This is a genomic window from Paracoccus sp. J56, assembly GCF_019633685.1.
Classification (GTDB): Bacteria; Pseudomonadota; Alphaproteobacteria; order Rhodobacterales; family Rhodobacteraceae; genus Paracoccus; species Paracoccus kondratievae.
The window spans coordinates 249,174-264,780 of the sequence record NZ_JAFL01000001.1; the positions used below are offsets into that span (position 1 = coordinate 249,174).

Annotated in this window: 15 protein-coding genes, 1 tRNA gene and 1 pseudogene; 5 read left to right on the plus strand and 12 right to left on the minus strand. The window is 65.6% G+C overall.

Going from position 1 to position 15,607, the window contains the following annotated elements:
* Nucleotide 1 precedes the first annotated feature (1 nt).
* The 3 genes from M511_RS01195 to M511_RS01205 are packed head-to-tail and all read right to left on the minus strand — an operon-like array spanning nt 2 to nt 1,946.
* Nucleotides 2-481 carry a DUF2948 family protein gene (locus tag M511_RS01195; protein WP_010395784.1) on the minus strand — a complete coding sequence of 160 codons (480 nt, stop codon included), beginning with the start codon at nt 479-481 and terminating at the stop codon, nt 2-4.
* Nucleotides 474-1,757 (minus strand): UDP-N-acetylglucosamine 1-carboxyvinyltransferase, encoded by a 1,284-nt coding sequence (gene murA, locus M511_RS01200; RefSeq protein WP_010395786.1) that lies wholly within the window; start codon nt 1,755-1,757, stop codon nt 474-476. Before murA ends, M511_RS01195 begins: the two co-directional genes overlap by 8 nt.
* Nucleotides 1,758-1,946, minus strand: a complete 189-nt coding sequence (locus M511_RS01205; RefSeq protein WP_010395788.1) for a hypothetical protein — start codon at nt 1,944-1,946, stop codon at nt 1,758-1,760. It lies immediately after the preceding gene.
* 146 nt (nt 1,947-2,092) lie between these two features.
* On the opposite strand from M511_RS01205, the gene M511_RS01210 reads away from it, so the two are divergent.
* The 3 genes from M511_RS01210 (at nt 2,093) to M511_RS01220 (ending at nt 3,422) form a co-directional block, all read left to right on the plus strand.
* Nucleotides 2,093-2,167, plus strand: a tRNA-Thr gene (locus tag M511_RS01210).
* A 130-nt stretch (nt 2,168-2,297) separates the two neighbouring features.
* The gene (locus tag M511_RS01215; protein WP_085501144.1) at nt 2,298-3,044 is read left to right on the plus strand and encodes a sulfite exporter TauE/SafE family protein; all 747 of its coding nucleotides are present in this window, start codon (nt 2,298-2,300) and stop codon (nt 3,042-3,044) included.
* Between the two features lie 27 nt (nt 3,045-3,071).
* A complete protein-coding gene (locus M511_RS01220; RefSeq protein ID WP_010395792.1) occupies nt 3,072-3,422 on the plus strand; it encodes a RidA family protein in 351 nt (116 codons plus the stop codon).
* On the opposite strand, the gene lpxB is transcribed toward M511_RS01220, so the two are convergent.
* The 8 genes and pseudogenes from lpxB to M511_RS01260 all read right to left on the minus strand — a co-directional run bounded on the left by lpxB (nt 3,397) and on the right by M511_RS01260 (nt 13,585).
* Nucleotides 3,397-4,563: a lipid-A-disaccharide synthase gene (lpxB, locus tag M511_RS01225; protein WP_085501145.1), complete on the minus strand. Its 1,167-nt coding sequence runs from the start codon at nt 4,561-4,563 to the stop codon at nt 3,397-3,399. The two genes, M511_RS01220 and lpxB, sit on opposite strands and share 26 nt — an antisense overlap.
* 135 nt (nt 4,564-4,698) lie before the next feature.
* Complete coding sequence (locus tag M511_RS01230) at nt 4,699-5,505, minus strand: LpxI family protein (protein ID WP_010395795.1); 807 nt, start codon at nt 5,503-5,505, stop codon at nt 4,699-4,701.
* 10 nt (nt 5,506-5,515) lie between these two features.
* Nucleotides 5,516-6,301 (minus strand): acyl-ACP--UDP-N-acetylglucosamine O-acyltransferase, encoded by a 786-nt coding sequence (gene lpxA / locus M511_RS01235; RefSeq protein ID WP_010395798.1) that lies wholly within the window; start codon nt 6,299-6,301, stop codon nt 5,516-5,518.
* Nucleotides 6,294-6,773, minus strand: coding sequence for a 3-hydroxyacyl-ACP dehydratase FabZ (fabZ, locus tag M511_RS01240; RefSeq protein ID WP_050804181.1), 480 nt, complete (start codon nt 6,771-6,773; stop codon nt 6,294-6,296). Before fabZ ends, lpxA begins: the two co-directional genes overlap by 8 nt.
* 78 nt (nt 6,774-6,851) lie before the next feature.
* Nucleotides 6,852-8,957, minus strand: coding sequence for a hypothetical protein (locus M511_RS01245; RefSeq protein ID WP_085501146.1), 2,106 nt, complete (start codon nt 8,955-8,957; stop codon nt 6,852-6,854).
* Nucleotides 8,954-11,718 (minus strand): annotated as a pseudogene (locus M511_RS01250) (DUF4159 domain-containing protein). Before M511_RS01250 ends, M511_RS01245 begins: the two are co-directional and overlap by 4 nt.
* Nucleotides 11,718-12,587 carry a DUF58 domain-containing protein gene (locus tag M511_RS01255; protein WP_085501147.1) on the minus strand — a complete coding sequence of 290 codons (870 nt, stop codon included), beginning with the start codon at nt 12,585-12,587 and terminating at the stop codon, nt 11,718-11,720. The pseudogene M511_RS01250 and the gene M511_RS01255 overlap by 1 nt, the downstream one beginning before the upstream one ends.
* The gene (locus tag M511_RS01260; RefSeq protein ID WP_010395805.1) at nt 12,584-13,585 is read right to left on the minus strand and encodes an AAA family ATPase; all 1,002 of its coding nucleotides are present in this window, start codon (nt 13,583-13,585) and stop codon (nt 12,584-12,586) included. The genes M511_RS01255 and M511_RS01260 overlap by 4 nt, the downstream gene beginning before the upstream one ends.
* Nucleotides 13,586-13,646: 61 nt before the next feature.
* Between M511_RS01260 and M511_RS01265 the strand changes: the two genes are divergently transcribed.
* Nucleotides 13,647-14,192: a DUF1285 domain-containing protein gene (locus M511_RS01265; protein ID WP_010395807.1), complete on the plus strand. Its 546-nt coding sequence runs from the start codon at nt 13,647-13,649 to the stop codon at nt 14,190-14,192.
* A 2-nt stretch (nt 14,193-14,194) separates the two neighbouring features.
* Nucleotides 14,195-14,950, plus strand: coding sequence for a hydroxypyruvate isomerase family protein (locus M511_RS01270; protein ID WP_010395809.1), 756 nt, complete (start codon nt 14,195-14,197; stop codon nt 14,948-14,950).
* A gap of 19 nt (nt 14,951-14,969) precedes the next feature.
* Here the strand turns inward: M511_RS01270 and M511_RS01275 are convergent, their stop codons facing one another.
* Nucleotides 14,970-15,599, minus strand: coding sequence for an FMN-binding negative transcriptional regulator (locus tag M511_RS01275; protein WP_010395811.1), 630 nt, complete (start codon nt 15,597-15,599; stop codon nt 14,970-14,972).
* Between the last annotated feature and the right edge of the window lie 8 nt (nt 15,600-15,607).

Genomic DNA, 15,607 nt, shown 5'->3' on the forward strand with positions numbered 1-15,607 from the left:
TTCAATCCTCGGGGTGCTGTGGCGCACGGCGCGAGGGCGCGACATAGGGCTGGGTCACGTCGCGCAGCTCGACATTGAGGCACTCTGCCTCGACCGCCAGCGTGCCGTCACCAGCAAATTCCAGCAAAAGACGGCCCGCACCATCCTCGCCCGCCTGCCAGCTCATCGTCAAAAGCTCAAGGATCAGGTCCTTGTCCTTGCGGTCGATACCGTCGCTTTGCACCTTCAGCACATCCGAGATCAGCAGGACCGCGCGCACGCGCTCATAGGGGCGGCCCTCGCGGCGGGCCTGCTCGGCATCCTCCCAGCGAAAACGGTTCAGCAACAACGCAAGCTGCCGGTGGCGACCATCAAATGCGATCTCGGTCACCGGCAGGACAGCGTCCTGAGCAAGGGCCGAGATTACGTTCAGATCCTCGACATCGCTGGCCAAAAGCGCCAGCGGTGCCGGGTCGGCATCGGTGAAACGGGCGTCAGCCATCGGCGGTTGCCTCCTTGATACGTTCGATATCGGCGCCAACCCCGCGCAGCTTACGCACGACTTTTTCATAGCCGCGATCAAGATGATAGACGCGGCTGACAATGGTTTCGCCCTCGGCAGCAAGCCCGGCAAGAATCAGGCTGACCGAGGCACGCAAATCAGTTGCCATGACCGGAGCGCCGCGCAACTTATCCACGCCATGAACGGTGGCATGGCCGCCCTGCACCTCGATATGCGCGCCCATGCGCACCAGCTCCGGCGCGTGCATGAAGCGATTCTCGAAAATCTTTTCTTCAAGGACCGAAGTACCCTCGGCCGTGCAAAGCAGCGCCATCATCTGCGCCTGCAGATCGGTCGGGAAACCCGGGAAGGGCTCGGTCACCACATCAACCGCCCGGACCCGGCCATTCTTGCACGAGACTTTCAGCCCGCGCTCGGTCTCGACCACGTTGACGCCCGCTTCGTCCAGCTTTTCGCAGAAAGCCGCGACCAGATCAATGCGGCCGCCAAGGCATTCGACCTCACCCCCGCAGATCGCCGGAGCCAGCATATAGGTGCCAAGCTCGATCCGGTCGGTCACCACCGGATGAGTGGCACCGCCAAGAGCCTGCACACCCTCGATAGTGATGGTCGAGGTCCCCTCGCCCTCGATCTGCGCGCCCATGCGGCGCAGACATTCTGCCAGATCGACGATCTCGGGCTCGCGGGCAGCATTGTTCAGGACCGTGGTCCCACGCGCCAGCGTCGCTGCCATCAGCGCGTTTTCAGTCGCACCGACCGAGACTATAGGAAAGTCGATCACCGCACCCTTGAGCCCGCCCGCCGGAGCCTTGGCATGGACATAGCCATCGCGCAGGTCCAGTTCGGCCCCCATCGCTTCGAACGCGCGCAGATGCAGGTCCACCGGACGCGCGCCGATGGCACAGCCCCCGGGCAACGAAACAACCGCATGACCATCCCGCGCCAGCATCGGCCCCAGCACCAGAATCGAGGCGCGCATCTTGCGCACGATGTCATAATCGGCGCGGTGGCTGGTCAGGGCGTGGCTCGACAGAGCCAGCACCTGGCCGTCCTGCAGGCTGGCGACCTCGGCCCCAAGCGACTGCAAAAGCGCGGTCATAGTGCGGATATCCGACAGGCGCGGCGCATTGGTCAGCGTCAGCGGCTGATCGGTCAGCAGGGTCGCCGGCATCAGCGTCAGGCAGGCATTCTTGGCACCGGCGATCGGGATCTCGCCATGAAGCGGCCCGTTCCCCCTTACAATGATCTGGTCCATCTAATCCTCATTTCCGGGCGTGCCTTGGTTTGGCTTCTCTGGCCCGTGCTGCTCGTTCTGGCTCGTATCGTTCTCTGCGCTTGCCCGTGCGCGCCCTTGCGCCTTGCGCCGCGCAAGATTGGCCCGCAGCGCCGCCTTGAGCCGCGCTTCACGTGTGTCGCCCTTGGGATCGCGGGGTATTTTCGTCATGCTCTTCTGTTAGCGCCCTTGCCTTGTTGCGTCCAGCGCGCGCGCGGGGGGCTGACGCGCGGTCGGCGATGTTCGGCATATCTAAATTTTTTGCGCCGATCCCTCTTGCACCCTCCGCACAGTCGGTCTAAAGCCCCGCCCACGGCGCTGCAGTAGCTCAGTGGTAGAGCACACCCTTGGTAAGGGTGAGGTCGAGAGTTCAATCCTCTCCTGCAGCACCAGTTATTCCCTGCAAAATGACCCGCCTGATGTAGCCGCACCCGGAATGCGTGTGCATGTTGCCGGGGGTGCTGGACCATCTGCGGCCGGGCAGCTAGGCAGGGATGCCCCCCATTGTCCGGAGCCCTGCCCATGACCGATATCCTGCTGATGCTTGCCGCCGGCTTTCTTGGCGGAATGCTGAACGCTGTTGCGGGGGGCGGTACCTTCATCACCTTTCCGGCGCTGGTCGCCAGCGGAGTACCCGTCGTTTCGGCCAATGCAACCAGCACGGTCGCGGCGCTGCCCGGCTATCTTTCGGCCGCATTGGGGTTCCGACGCGAAATCGCCCAGATCGACCGCTCCTTGGTGCTGCGGCTGACCTTCTGGACGGTGATCGGAGGCATCGCCGGTTCTTGCCTGCTACTTGTTTCCTCAAACGAGGCTTTCGCGGTGCTGGTGCCGTTCCTGCTGCTGGCAGCAACCTCGGTCTTTATCTGGGGCGCGCAAGTGCGGGAATGGGCAGGACGGCGCCGCGACGCCGTGGCCCCCTTTGGCGCCGGAACCATGGTGCCCGTGGCGATCTATGGCGGTTATTTCAACGGCGGGCTTGGCATCGTGCTGCTGGCGTTGTTCGCACTTTGGGGCATGACCCAACTGAACCAGATGAACGGGCTTAAGAACTGGCTGTCATTCGCACTGTCGGTAATTTCGTTTGCTATCTTTGCCGCCGGCGGTCAGGTCGCCTGGAAACCAGCGGCGGTGATGAGCGTCGGCACGATTCTGGGCGGCTATCTGGGTGCGCCGGTGGCGCGGCGCATCCCGATCCCTGCCTTGCGAGCATTGATTGCGGCCATCGGCTTTGGCATGACGGCAGTGTTCTTCTGGCGGCTCTTCTGACGCCAGCCCAACCCGAAAGGATCCTTCATGTCCGAGATCAAGCGCATCGAGACCGGCCCCCGTATGAGCCAGGCCGTCATCCACAACGGCACCATCTATCTGGCCGGTCAGGTCGGCAAACCCGGCGAATCGGTGACCGAGCAAACCCGCGAGGTGCTGGCCCAGGTCGACCGGCTGCTGGCCGAATGCGGCTCGGACAAGACCCGCATCCTGTCGGCGCAGGTCTGGCTGGCCGATATGGCCGATTTCGCTGAAATGAACGCCGTCTGGGACGCTTGGGTTGCCCCCGGCCATGCCCCGGCCCGTGCCACGGGCGAATCGGCGCTGGCAACGCCCGATTACAAGGTCGAGATCATCGTGGTCGCGGCCCAGAACTGATCGCGGCCAGAACCGAACGCGCGGCGCGCAGGCCCGGGGCCTCGCCGCCGCGCCCCAGCCGCTCCATGGTCGTGCCCATGGCGGCAAACTGCTCGGCCCGCGCCTCGGGGTCTTCGATCAGCCGGTAAAGCGCCCGCGACATCGGCCCCGGCTGGCAGTTGCGGCCCAGATATTCCGGCACTGCGCGGGTTTCGCTGACCAGATTGACCAGCGTCACCGTATCCGTCCTGAGCATCAGCCCGATGATGAAGCGGCTAAGCAGCGCAACATCATAGCCGATCACCATCGGCACGTTATTCGCCGCCAGATCCAGACTGACCGTGCCCGAGGCCGCCAACGCCAGATCGGCTGCAGCAAAGGCCGCGCGCTTTTCCCCGGCCCCTTCGACCACGACCGGCGCGGTGGGCCAGCGCCGCGCCATATCATGTACCAGCGCCGAAACCCCGCGCACGGTCGGGATCACCACCCGGATTTCGGGCACCCGGTCGCGCAACCGCATCAGCGCCTCGTCAAAGCGCGGACCAAGGCGGCTGACCTCGGTTTGGCGTGATCCGGGCAGGCACAGGACCAGCGGCGCATCAGGCGCAATGCCATTCGCAGCACGGAATGCCGCCGCCTCGGCCTTATCCGCGACGGGATCGGCAACGATCGGATGGCCGACAAAATCGCAGCTCATCCCTGCGGCCTGCATCAGCGGCGGCTCAAAGGGCAGGATCGCCAGCACATGATCAATCACCTGCGCCATCTTGCGGGCCCGACCCGAACGCCAGGCCCAGACCGAGGGGGCGACATAATGGATGGTGCGTAATGAGGGGTTCAGCGCGCGCGCCTGACGCGCCACACGCAGGCAGAAATCCGGGCTGTCGATGGTAATCAGCGCATCAGGCTGTGCCTCAGCCACGGCTCGGGCCGTCTGGGCAATCCGCTCTTTCAGGGCGCGATATTTCGGCAGCACCTCCCACAGGCCCATAAGGCTAAGCTCTTCCATCGGAAAGCGGCTCTCAAGCCCTTGGGCAGCCATGGCAGGCCCGCCAACGCCCATGAATTCGACCCCGGGGGCCGCCAGCTCTTTCAGCCCGGCCATCAGCGCCCCGCCCAAATTGTCACCGGACGGCTCGCCCGCGATCATGAAGAACTTCATCGCTTCGCTCCGCGCGCTGCAAGGCCATGGAATCGAGGACACAGGGCACCGCCTGCATTCCCCGCCCTTGTCTTTGCGGCGCGATCTTTTGGGTTCTGGGGCAACGCAAAGGCAGGCATCAGGTTCCTGTCCCCGCTACCCGTCAGCGCCGCGCGCCCACAGAAACAGACCCGCAGCCTCGGCCCGGCGCACAGTCTCATCCCGTTCCAGCAGGATGACGCTGCCCGCCTCCCACACGATGCCGGCAAGACCGGCCTCGGCAGCCTGATTGACGGTGTCGGGGCCGACGGTCGGCAGGTCGATACGACGGTCCTGTCCGGGCTTGGGCGCCTTGTAAAGAACGCCACCCGGCCCGTTCGGATCGGGTTTCAGCCCGGCATGCAGACGCGCAAACTCCAGCATTGCCTGTGTGCCTGGCAGCGATTCGACAGCAAGGCACAGCCCCTGAGCAACCACCGCACCCTGCCCGATATCAAGCGAGCCAAGACCCCGGACGATTGCGGCCGCGCGTGCAGCGTCCTTTTGATCACGGGGGCTGGGCTCACCGGCCAGCACCCCTTCCCCCGGTACCAGTTCGGGCAGGATCTGATCGACCGAGCGGATGGCGATGCCCGCCTCTTCGAACACGTCAAGCACAGCGCGTAATGCAGCATCGTCGCCCGATTGCATCCCCATCAGGATGCGCGGCACGATCGAAAGCGTGCGCGGGTCAAAAAGCTCGGGCTCGATCCTGGGGCGGCGGATCGCACCGGCAAAGACCGCCTGCGTCACGCCCTGATCGGTCAGTTCGTCCAGAAAGGGCACCAGACGTTCAAGACGAAAGGGCTTGGCCTCGACCTCGGGTTTCAGATTGTCCAGCGCATAGACCAAGGGCTGGTCCAGCGCGGCGGCGATGGCGGGGGCAAGCCGGCCCTCGCCGGCAATCAGGGCGATGCGGCTCATGGATCAGGTCTCACGGATGCGGCGCCAGAAAACTGCGGTCCGAGGGGCCAAGGATGAAATCCAGCACCTCGCGCACCATGGGCGTGGTCTCGCCCTCGGCCAGATGGCGGGCGGTGTCGCGGAAACTGCCCTGCCCCAATTGCCCCAACATCTCGCGCAGCGCATGGATTTCGTCGCGCGACGCGCCGCGACGCCTGAGCCCGACGAGGTTCAGCCCGTCCAGATGCCCGCGGGGGCCCTGTACAAGGCCAAAGGGGATCACATCCGCCGTCACCATGGTCACCGCACCGATCATGGCACCGCGCCCGATACGCACCCATTGGTGAACGCCGGACAGTCCCCCGACGATGACGTCATCCTCAAGCACGCAATGGCCGGCGACCGAGGCGTTGTTGACCAGAATTACCCGGTTGCCGATGTGGCAATCATGGGCGACATGACTGCCCGCCATGAACAGCCCGTCATCGCCGATGCGGGTAACGCCGCCGCCACCCTCGGTGCCGGGGTTCATGGTCACATATTCGCGGATACGATTTCGGGCGCCGATCTCAAGCCGGGTACGCTCACCCCGGAATTTGAGGTCCTGCGGCACCTCGCCCAGCGAGGCAAAGGGGAAAACCGTGGTTTCCTCGCCAATCGCGGTCTCGCCGGCGATGACCACATGCGATTTCAGGACCACGCGCGGCCCCAGCGTGACCTCTGGCCCGATCACGCAGAACGGACCGATCTCGCAACCCTCGCCGATCCGCGCGGCGGGATCGACGACGGCCGAGGGATGGATCAATGTCTCAGCCATTCTCGCCACGGTTCAGCATGGCCATGACCTCGGCCTCGGCGGCAAGCTCGCCTCCGACCATAGCCCGGCCTTCGAATTTCCAGATCTTGCCGCCGCCGCGCAGGGTCTTCATGTGCAGCTCAAGCACGTCGCCCGGCACCACCTTGCGGCGAAAGCGGCATTTGTCGATCGACATGAAATAAGTACCCATGCCCTTGTCGGCGAGGTTCAGCGTCGTGCCGACCAGAACCGCCGCCGATTGCGCCATGGCCTCGATGATCAGGACGCCAGGCATGACGGGTTCCTGCGGGAAATGCCCTTCGAAATGCGGCTCGTTCGATGTCACATTCTTGACGCCGACACAGCTTTCGCCCGGCACGATATCGCGCACCCGATCCACCAGCAGGAAGGGGTAACGATGCGGCAGGATCCGCTTGATCATGGCAAGATCGACTTCGGTCGGAGGGATATAGGCAGTCTCGTCGGCAGCCATGCGGTCCTCTTGAAATGTTTCCATTTGCCTAGCAACGGGGCGCGTTCTTGGCAAGTTTCGCGGCAGCGATGCGCGGCCTCAGGCCGAGCCGCGCAACCGCCCGCGTCCTTCGGCCAGCCAGCCGGAAATCGCAAGCCCCGCGATCAGCACCAGCCATGCCCAGCCCGGCAATAGCGGACGGTGGGTCATGCCGCTGACCGATGCCGCCTCGCGCGGGGTGATCGCGATCCATGGCCGGTCGATGCCCTGACCATGGGCAGGCCGCCCCTCGCGCACGGTACGCAGCGCGGGCACACCCTCTGAAAGCCGAAGCACCCCGCCCTGCGTCGCCTCAGCCAAGGGACCAAGAGCCGCGCCCGAAGCCACCGTTTCCTCAAATTCCAAAGGTGCGGCGGGACCAAGGGCCAGCACCCGCTCGATCTCGCCCTCGGCCAGCCGGTAAAGGCCCGGACCCGGCGCAGTCCAATGCGCGGTGAAACGGCCCGGTCCTGCCTCGGTCAGGGGAATCTCTTCGCTCTTGCCATCGGGATGGGTAATGCGGACCGGACCGGCCGAGACATCCATCGTCCGGCGGGTGATCGTGACCGCAAGGCCGGGACCGACATCGGCAAGCAGCGCCTCTTCCTCAAGATCGGGCTCTTTCATCGACCAATGGGCGATACGGCGCAGCAGCTCAAGCTGCGGCCCGCCCCCCTCGAACCCCCGGCCCCACAGCCAGACCTGATCCGAAGTCAGCATCGCTACCCGCCCCTTGCCGACGCGGCCAAGCAGCAACAGCGGCGCATCATCGGCCCCGCTCAGCACCACTTGCGCGCGCGGGCCGGGAATAACTTCGGACATGCGCAGCCATCGCCCCCAGCTCCGCTCGGCCCCTTCGACCGGAGCGCCGGGCAGATCCGAGGTGACGGGGTGGCGCGAGCCCTCTTCGGTCAGGCGCGGCAGAAAGGGCTGGTCATAAATCCGCCCCGTCGGACGCGCGGGCAGGATCGCCCCCAGAGGCGAAAGGTTCAGGCTTTCGACCGAGGACATCTCGGGCCCGGCCGAGACCAGAATCGCCCCGCCCTCTTCGACATAACGGCGGATATTGTCGTAATATTGGGGCAGCAGGATGCCCCGTACCCGGTAGCGGTCAAAGATGATCAGGTCGAAATCCCTGATCCGCTGCATGAAAAGTTCCTGCGTCGGAAAGGCGATCAGCGACAGCTCCTCGACCGGGATGGCGTCCATCTTGTCCGGTGGCCGCAGGATAGTAAAATGGATCAGATCCACATTCGCATCTGATTTCAAAAGGTTGCGCCATGTTCTTTCACCGGGATGCGGCGCACCTGACACCAAAAGCACGCGCAGGCGGTCCCGCACGCCCTGAATCTGCACCGCTGCGGCATTGTTGCGGTCGGTCAGCTCTGGCACATCCGCCTGTGGTGCCTGGAACGAGATCGAGACCACGTTCTGCCCGGCATGTTTCGGCACAACCGGCAGATCCAGCGTCACGCCGGGCGGCAAATCGAGACTGCGCGTTTCCTCGCCGTCCAGCATGATGCGCAGCCGCGCGGGGGTCTGGGCAACGCTGTCCGGCACGGCACCCTGATCCTCGATGCGCAGGCGAATGGTGACGGGTTGGCCGATCAGGCCATAGGCGGGGGCCTCTTCGATCACCAGACGGCGATCCCAGTCGGTCTCTTGCCCGGTCAGCAGCACATGAACCGGGGCCGGAGCGGTAGCAGGCACCATCGACGCGTCATGCGCAAGCCCGTCGGTCACGGCAATGACCCCCGCAACCCTGCCTTGCGGCTCAGCAGCCAAAGCGCGGGTCAGCGCCGCGCCAGTCAGCGTCCCGTCGGGATCATCTGCAACGGTGATGCGGCGGATCTCGGTATCAGGCAGTGCCGTAAGCTGGCGTGTCAGCTCATCCACCGCTGCGTCTGTCTGTGCCGCCCGTCCGGGCAAGGACTGGCTGGCGCTGCGGTCGTCCAGCAGGATGACGATATCGGAAAGCTTATTGCGAATACCCGATTCCAGTGCCGGCCCGGCCAGGGCAGCAGCCACAGCCAACCCCGCTGCCCCGCGCCACAGCCAGCCACGTAAACCCTGCCACACCGACCACAGCGCCACCAACAGCGCAAGCACGGCCAGAGCGCCGATCACCGGCCATGGCAGCAAAGGATCAAATACAAGGCCGTTCATTGCACGACCTCCTCTTCCTCGCGCAGCCGGTCAAGCAGTGCAGGCACATGGACCTGGTCGGATTTATAGTTCCCGGTCAGCACATACATGATCAGGTTGACCCCGAAACGATAGGCCATTTCGCGCTGGCGTTCGCCCTCGAAACCAGCCCCGACGCTGAACATGGGCAGGCCGTTGTCGTCCACAGCCCAGGCCTCGGCCCAGGCATTTCCGCCGATCAGGACCGGAGAAACGCCATCGTTAAGATTGCGGAAAGGGGCACCCTCGGCAGCCTCGGCACCCGCGGGCGGGGCCTCTGCCCAGACATCGCTGTCAAGGTAGCGGCCGGGAAAATTCCGCAGCAGGTAAAAGCTGCGGGTCAGGACGTGATCCTGCGGGACAGGGGCCAGCGGCGGAATATCGAGCGGCGCGGCCAATGCCTGCAATGCCGCCGTACCGTCTGGCCCGCCCAACCCCGCAATATCGCCGTCGCGGGTATCAAACAGGATCATCCCACCCGAGCGCAGGAAATGGTTCAGCCGCACATAGGCTTGCGGCGAAGGCGGCGCCTGCGTGCCCGTCACCGGCCAGTACAAAAAGGTCAGCAGCGACAGGTCATCCCGGTCGGGATCAATGCCGATCGGCTCACCCGGCTCAACAGTCGTGCGGGCGGTCAGGACCTGCGACAGCCCGCGCAATCCGGCCTCAGAGGCGGCATCAACTTCGGCATCTCCGGTGATGACATAGGCCAGCGCAACCTCGTCGGCGGCTCGGACCAGCCTTGGATCGGGCTCTTCCTGCGCGGAAACCGCAGTCACCCATAGGATCAGCAGCGAAAAAAGCAGCCACGGTCTCATGCCAGTGCCCTTTGCCTGCCGCGCGCCAGCCAGGCGCTGCCCAGCGCATCCAGCGCGAAAAGCGCCGCCGCCAGCGCGATGAGCCAGCCACGCAGGGCAAGGCCCGGTGTCTCGGTCCCACGCTCGATCCGTGCGCCGTGCCAGTTCGCCGGGCGGATCGGTCCGCCGGCATTCAACGCCTTCAGCCGTTCGCCGCCGCGATAAAGCCCGGCGGGCGCACCCGGCGCGGGACCCCGCGCAAAATCAGCGGCGGCGACCGGAGCGGATGCCTCGGCCTCGGTCACACGGCCAAAACCGTCCAGCACCAGTTCAGGCGTCCAGAAGGGCTGCTCGGCCTGATCGGCTTCGGGCGCTGCAGGGCGGTTGACGCGGGCGCTACGCACCAGCCGGTCCAGCATCTCGACGAACAGCCCCGAAATCGCCAGATTCGACCATTCCGCGTTTGCGGTGGTGTGAAACAGCACAAGCTGTCCCTGACCCAAAGACGCACGAGTGACCAAGGGCGTTCCATCCGTCAGCCGGGCAATGGTACGGCTTGCCAGATCGGGGGCAGGCTCGGCCAGCAACTGGGCGCGCACCGTCGCGTCGCCCGGAACCTCCAGCCCGGCAAATGGTCCGTCCGGGGCGAATGGCTCGATCCCGCGCGGCTCGCCCCAGGCCAGCGCGCCGCCGACATCCCGCCCCCCGGCCCGCAGGCGCACGGGCAAAAGCGGCTCATCACTTAACCGTTCCGACGCGGCCATGCGCGGCCCGACAAAGCGGATCAGCAGCCCGCCCTGTTCGACCCAGTCGCGCAACGCGGGTGCTTCGCCAAGGCCAGGCTGGTCGGCAAGCACGATCACATCAGGCGTGGCCAGCAAGACGTCACCCAGGCCGCCCTCGATAAGATCGGTGCTCGGGGCCAGCGCGCGGCGCAGGTAATGCAGCGGCGACAGCAGGCGCTGACCCTCGCTTGCCCGGTCATCGCCGATCAGCGCCACCTTGCGCCGACGCAGCGAATCGTCAGCAAGCACCACCGCCCCGGCCGAGGCGTTCCCCTCGACCTCAAACCGGGTGATGCGGTTGCGCAACTCGGAAGGCAGCGTGATCGGCACCAGCCGCGTGGTCACGCCATCCTCAGCAACAGGGTCAGCTGGGCTCAAGCGGGCCAGTTCACGCGGCGTGCCCTGGGGATCAACGCCGATCGCCAACACGTCCGGCGCATCCGCCCCGCTTGCGGTAGTACGCAGCCGCAGGGCAGGCTGATCGCCCGGCACCAGTTCAAGCGCGCGGCGCGGACCCTCGGGCGGAACCACGGTGACATTGCCCCGCGCAGTAAGGGCCGCCAGCCATTTGGCCTGATCGGGATGGTCAAGACCATCGCTAAGCCACAGAGCCGACAGGCCCGAAGGCGCCGCCGCCAGTGCCGCCTCGGGGTCCGGGGGATAGCGCGTCTCCCACGCGGCGGGACGCAGGGCGCGCAGCGGTCCCGCAAGCTCACCAGCGGGTTGAAAAGGTAGCGCACCTTCGGCCCGGCCATCTGCGATCAGCATTGCCGCGGGCTGGCCTTCGGCCTCGGCGCGGCTCAGCGCGCGCAGGACACGGGCCTGACGCTGCGGCCAGTCGGGCGCGGCGGCCCAGCCGGCATCCATGACGATCAGCAACGGCCCCTGCCCCGCGCCTTCGGGCGACGGCTTCCAGACCGGCCCGGCTGCCCCAAGGATCAGCGCCCCAATCGCAAGCACCCGCAACAACAACAGCCACCACGGCGTATGCCGCGCCACAGGATGCGGATCCCTGAGACCCAAGAGCAGCCGTGTGCCGGGAAACCGCACCAGTTTCGGCGTGGGCGGCATGGCACGCAGGATCAGCCACAGCACCGGCAGCGCCGCAAGCCCGATCAGGATCCAGGGCGTCAGAAAGCCGAGAGGACCAAGAAGCAGCATCAGCCCTCCAGGACAGACCAGAGCCAGAGCAGCGCCTGCGCGGGCGCAGCCCCGGTATCATGTGTGCCGAAATGCCAGCCCGCCGTGCGCGCGGCCTGCGACAAGGTCTCGCGCCGTTCGGCAAGCCGCGCCAGATAGGCAGAGCGCAGCCCTGCCGCGTCGCGGGTATCATGCCCGATCGCCCCCGAGGCCGAGCGGAACAACACCGCGCCACGCCACGGAAACGCCTCTTCGTTCGGGTCAAGCACCTGCATCAGGACACCCTGCACCCCCAGCCCCGAGGCGCGGGCCAGATAGTCCAGCACCGGCTGTGGATCGCCAAGGAAATCGTCAAACAGGATCACCCGCTGGCCCGGGCGCAGCGCCTCGACAGGCGGGGCGTCATCGTCGCGATCAAGTGTGGGACGCGTGACCAGTGTCTCGGCGATGCGGTCGGCCTGCAGACGTCCGGGACGTGGCGGCTGACCGGCCAGCGCCACCCGCTCTCCTCCGGAAAGCAGCGCCATGGTCAGCGACAGCGCCAGCAGTTCGGCACGGTCGCGTTTGGTCGGACGCTCGGCACTACCGGCATAATCCATCCCTGCCGCCGCCGAGATCCAGATCGCAGCCGATTGGGCAACCTGCGCTTCGCGGTCACGGACGAATTGCGCATCCGACCGGGCCGAGCGCCGCCAGTCGATGCTGCGCGCTGTGTCCCCGGTGGTGGCGGGGCGGTATTGCCAGAAGTCCTCGCCCGTGCCGGCGCGGCGCTGGCCATGTGCGCCGGGCGCCAGCGCAGCCGCCAATCTCTCGGCCGACAGCATCAGTGCCGGCAGGGCGGCAGTGGCTGCCTCAGCCCGTGCGCGAAGCTGTCCGGCGGACCGGCTCACGCTGCCGCCCGCATCCGGTCGTCGAGAAGTCGCGTGATAACGCCCTCGACCGTCTCGCCCCGCGCGCGGGCCGCAAAGCTAAGCGCCATACGGTGACGCAGCACCGGGGCAGCCATGGCAGCGACATCATCAAGCGTCGGGGCAAAGCGACCGTTCAGCGCCGCCCGCGCCCGTGTCACCAGCGTCAGGGCCTGCGCGGCGCGCGGCCCCGGCCCCCAGACCAGCGTATCGGCAATCCAGCCCGGCGCCTCGGGTGCGCCGGGACGGGCCGCGCGCACCAGATCGAGGATCGCGTTCAGCACCGTCTCGCCCACCGGCATACGCCGGATCAGCCCCTGCGCCGCGACAAGCCCGGCTGGATCAAAGACCGCATGCGCCTGCCCCTGATCAACCCCGGTCGTGGCCAGCAGGATCGCGCGTTCGGTGTCGCGGTCGGGGTAATCCACGTCGATCTGCAACAGGAAACGGTCAAGCTGCGCCTCGGGCAGCGGATAGGTCCCCTCTTGCTCGATGGGGTTCTGGGTCGCCAGCACGTGAAAAGGCCGGCCCAGCGGGCGATGTTCGCCCCCGATCGTGACCTCGCTTTCCTGCATCGCCTGCAGCAGCGCAGATTGGGTCCGGGGGCTTGCGCGGTTGATCTCGTCCGCCATCAGAAGCTGGGTAAAGACCGGCCCCTCGATAAAGCGAAAGGCGCGAGAGCCGTCGGGCCGGATGTCCAGCACTTCAGAGCCAAGGATATCGGCCGGCATCAGATCGGGGGTGAACTGGATCCGCGCGTTGCCCAGCCCAAGGACGGTGGCAAGCGTATCGACCAGCATGGTCTTGCCCAGCCCCGGCTGCCCGACCAGCAGCGCATGACCCCCCGACAGGATCGCCGCCAGCACCTGCTCGACAACCGCGTGCTGACCGACAAAACGGCGCTCGACACTGGCGCGCGCCTCGGACAGCCGATTGGTCAGCATCTGGACTTCTGAAACCAGTTTCTCATTCTCGGCCATGACAACGCCTCGTTTCTGTTCTAGGACAACATAAAGGCAGGTGTGACAGGGTCCACAGGGAATGGAGGAAAAGACTGACAATACTGTGAGCGATGCGGCCGGAATCGCCGCGGCAGCCAGCCGCGCCGCGAAAAAGGGCCCGCCTCCTGTGCATTTGTGGAATCCGCCATTCTGTGGCAACCTTGATATGGAGATCCGGGCTGACGGCAGCTGGTTCTATAACGGAACGCCCATCGGGCGGCCCGAGATGGTCCGGTTGTTCGCTTCGATCCTCAAGCGTGAGGGTGACGATTACTTTCTGGTAACTCCGGTCGAAAAGGTCGGCATCCGCGTGGCCGACGCGCCCTTCATCGCCGTTGATGCCGAAATCGACCAGGAGATTACCTTTACCACGAACGTTGGCGACCGGGTGGTCGCTGGCCCCGAGCATGCGATCGAGATGCGCGGGACGCCAGATGAGCCCCGGCCCTACGTTCATATTCGCCGCGGTCTTTGGGCACTGATCGACCGCAAGACATTCTACCGACTAGCCGATGCGGCTATGCCCGGAGAAAACGGGCGTATGGAAGTGCACTCGGGAGGGACGGCTTTTCCTCTGGAGCCCTGACCATGGCGCGATTCGCCGCCAACCTGACATATCTGTTTACTGAACTGCCCATGCTGCAACGCTTTACTGCTGCAAAGCAGGCTGGGTTCAGCGGAGTCGAGATCCTGTATCCCTATGACATCGCCGCGAATTCCCTGACGCAGGCCGCACGGGCCGCAGGGGTGGAGTTCGTCCTGATGAACTCCCCGCCGCCCAACTGGGCCGGGGGACCGCGCGGCTTTGCAGCAGAGCCGGGCAACATGGCGCGTTTTCGCAGCGATTTCGACCGCGCGCTGCGCTTTGCCCGTGTCCTGGGCGTGCACCATCTGCATGTCATGTGCGGCAAAGCCAGCGGAGAAGAGGCGCGCCGCACCTTTGTGCAGAACCTCAAATGGGCCTCGGCGCACGACCCACGCATCAGCCTGACCATCGAGCCGATGAACAGCACAGACATGCCGGGATATTTCCTGGACAGTTTCGATCTGGCCGCCGAGATCCTCGAAGAGGTCTCTGCGCCCAATCTGGGACTGCAGTTCGACGTGTATCAGGCCCAGATGATCCATGGTGACGCTTTTGCCATCTGGCAGCGCATGGCCGACCATGTGCGTCATGTCCAGATCGCAGACTGGCCCAGCCGACACGAGCCAAGCCGGGGCGACATCGACTTTCCCGAGCTTCTGCACACCATCAGGTCCTCGGGCTATCGCGGCTGGATCGGCGCGGAATACACGCCCCGCACCTCGACCGAGGCGGGGCTGAACTGGCTGCGCTCGGCCTGAAAAGACGGGCGCCTGCCCCTTAGCTTTCGCCGGGCAGGCGTCTGACCATCTGATCGGCCAGCGCGTCATGCCCGCTGTCGCGCAGCCCGGCAACCGCGCCCAGATAGTCCCGGGCCTCGCGGTTCTGGCTCAGTTTGGATTTCGCCAGCGTCCGGGTGACCGAGATGCGCAGTGCAACAATACCGCCAAGCATCTGCTGCATGTAATCGGCAGGCGCATCGGCCATGCGCCAGGCATTCTCCCCGTTCAGCCGCCTTTCATGATAGCGGGTCAGCAGACCGACTGCCGCACGCCTGGCCCGCTCATCATGCTGAAAACTGACGCGGCCATAGACATGCGCCACGCGATAGTTCCAGGTCGGGACATGCCGGTGATGCTCGGGCTTCGAAGGGTAGAAGTTCGGCGAGATATAGGCGTCCTCGCCACGAAAAATCGCCAGCACCTCCTGCCCTTCGGTGATCAGCCGATGCATGTCATTGGCCAGCGCGACATGACCGATCAGCACACCCTCGGGCCCGGCAAGCAGCGGGATGTGATTGGCAATCAACCCCTCAGAGGTCCCGGCGATGATACAGGCCAGGGGCGCCGCCTCGATCAGCGCGGCGATCTCTGCGGGGTCGATTTCCTGAAAATGCGGCGGGATATACATGCGTTTTT

Bases quoted from the DNA above. Each gene is read 5' to 3' on its own strand.
- M511_RS01265 (WP_010395807.1), top strand. From the start codon at position 13,647: ATGGAGGAAAAGACTGACAATACTGTGAGCGATGCGGCCGGAATCGCC.
- lpxB (WP_085501145.1), bottom strand. From the start codon at position 4,563: ATGAAGTTCTTCATGATCGCGGGCGAGCCGTCCGGTGACAATTTGGGC.
- M511_RS01260 (WP_010395805.1), bottom strand. From the start codon at position 13,585: ATGGCCGAGAATGAGAAACTGGTTTCAGAAGTCCAGATGCTGACCAAT.
- fabZ (WP_050804181.1), bottom strand. From the start codon at position 6,773: ATGGCTGCCGACGAGACTGCCTATATCCCTCCGACCGAAGTCGATCTT.
- M511_RS01205 (WP_010395788.1), bottom strand. From the start codon at position 1,946: ATGACGAAAATACCCCGCGATCCCAAGGGCGACACACGTGAAGCGCGG.
- M511_RS01215 (WP_085501144.1), top strand. From the start codon at position 2,298: ATGACCGATATCCTGCTGATGCTTGCCGCCGGCTTTCTTGGCGGAATG.
- M511_RS01230 (WP_010395795.1), bottom strand. From the start codon at position 5,505: ATGAGCCGCATCGCCCTGATTGCCGGCGAGGGCCGGCTTGCCCCCGCC.
- lpxA (WP_010395798.1), bottom strand. From the start codon at position 6,301: ATGGCTGAGACATTGATCCATCCCTCGGCCGTCGTCGATCCCGCCGCG.
- M511_RS01220 (WP_010395792.1), top strand. From the start codon at position 3,072: ATGTCCGAGATCAAGCGCATCGAGACCGGCCCCCGTATGAGCCAGGCC.
- M511_RS01270 (WP_010395809.1), top strand. From the start codon at position 14,195: ATGGCGCGATTCGCCGCCAACCTGACATATCTGTTTACTGAACTGCCC.
- M511_RS01275 (WP_010395811.1), bottom strand. From the start codon at position 15,599: ATGTATATCCCGCCGCATTTTCAGGAAATCGACCCCGCAGAGATCGCC.
- M511_RS01195 (WP_010395784.1), bottom strand. From the start codon at position 481: ATGGCTGACGCCCGTTTCACCGATGCCGACCCGGCACCGCTGGCGCTT.
- murA (WP_010395786.1), bottom strand. From the start codon at position 1,757: ATGGACCAGATCATTGTAAGGGGGAACGGGCCGCTTCATGGCGAGATC.
- M511_RS01245 (WP_085501146.1), bottom strand. From the start codon at position 8,957: ATGAACGGCCTTGTATTTGATCCTTTGCTGCCATGGCCGGTGATCGGC.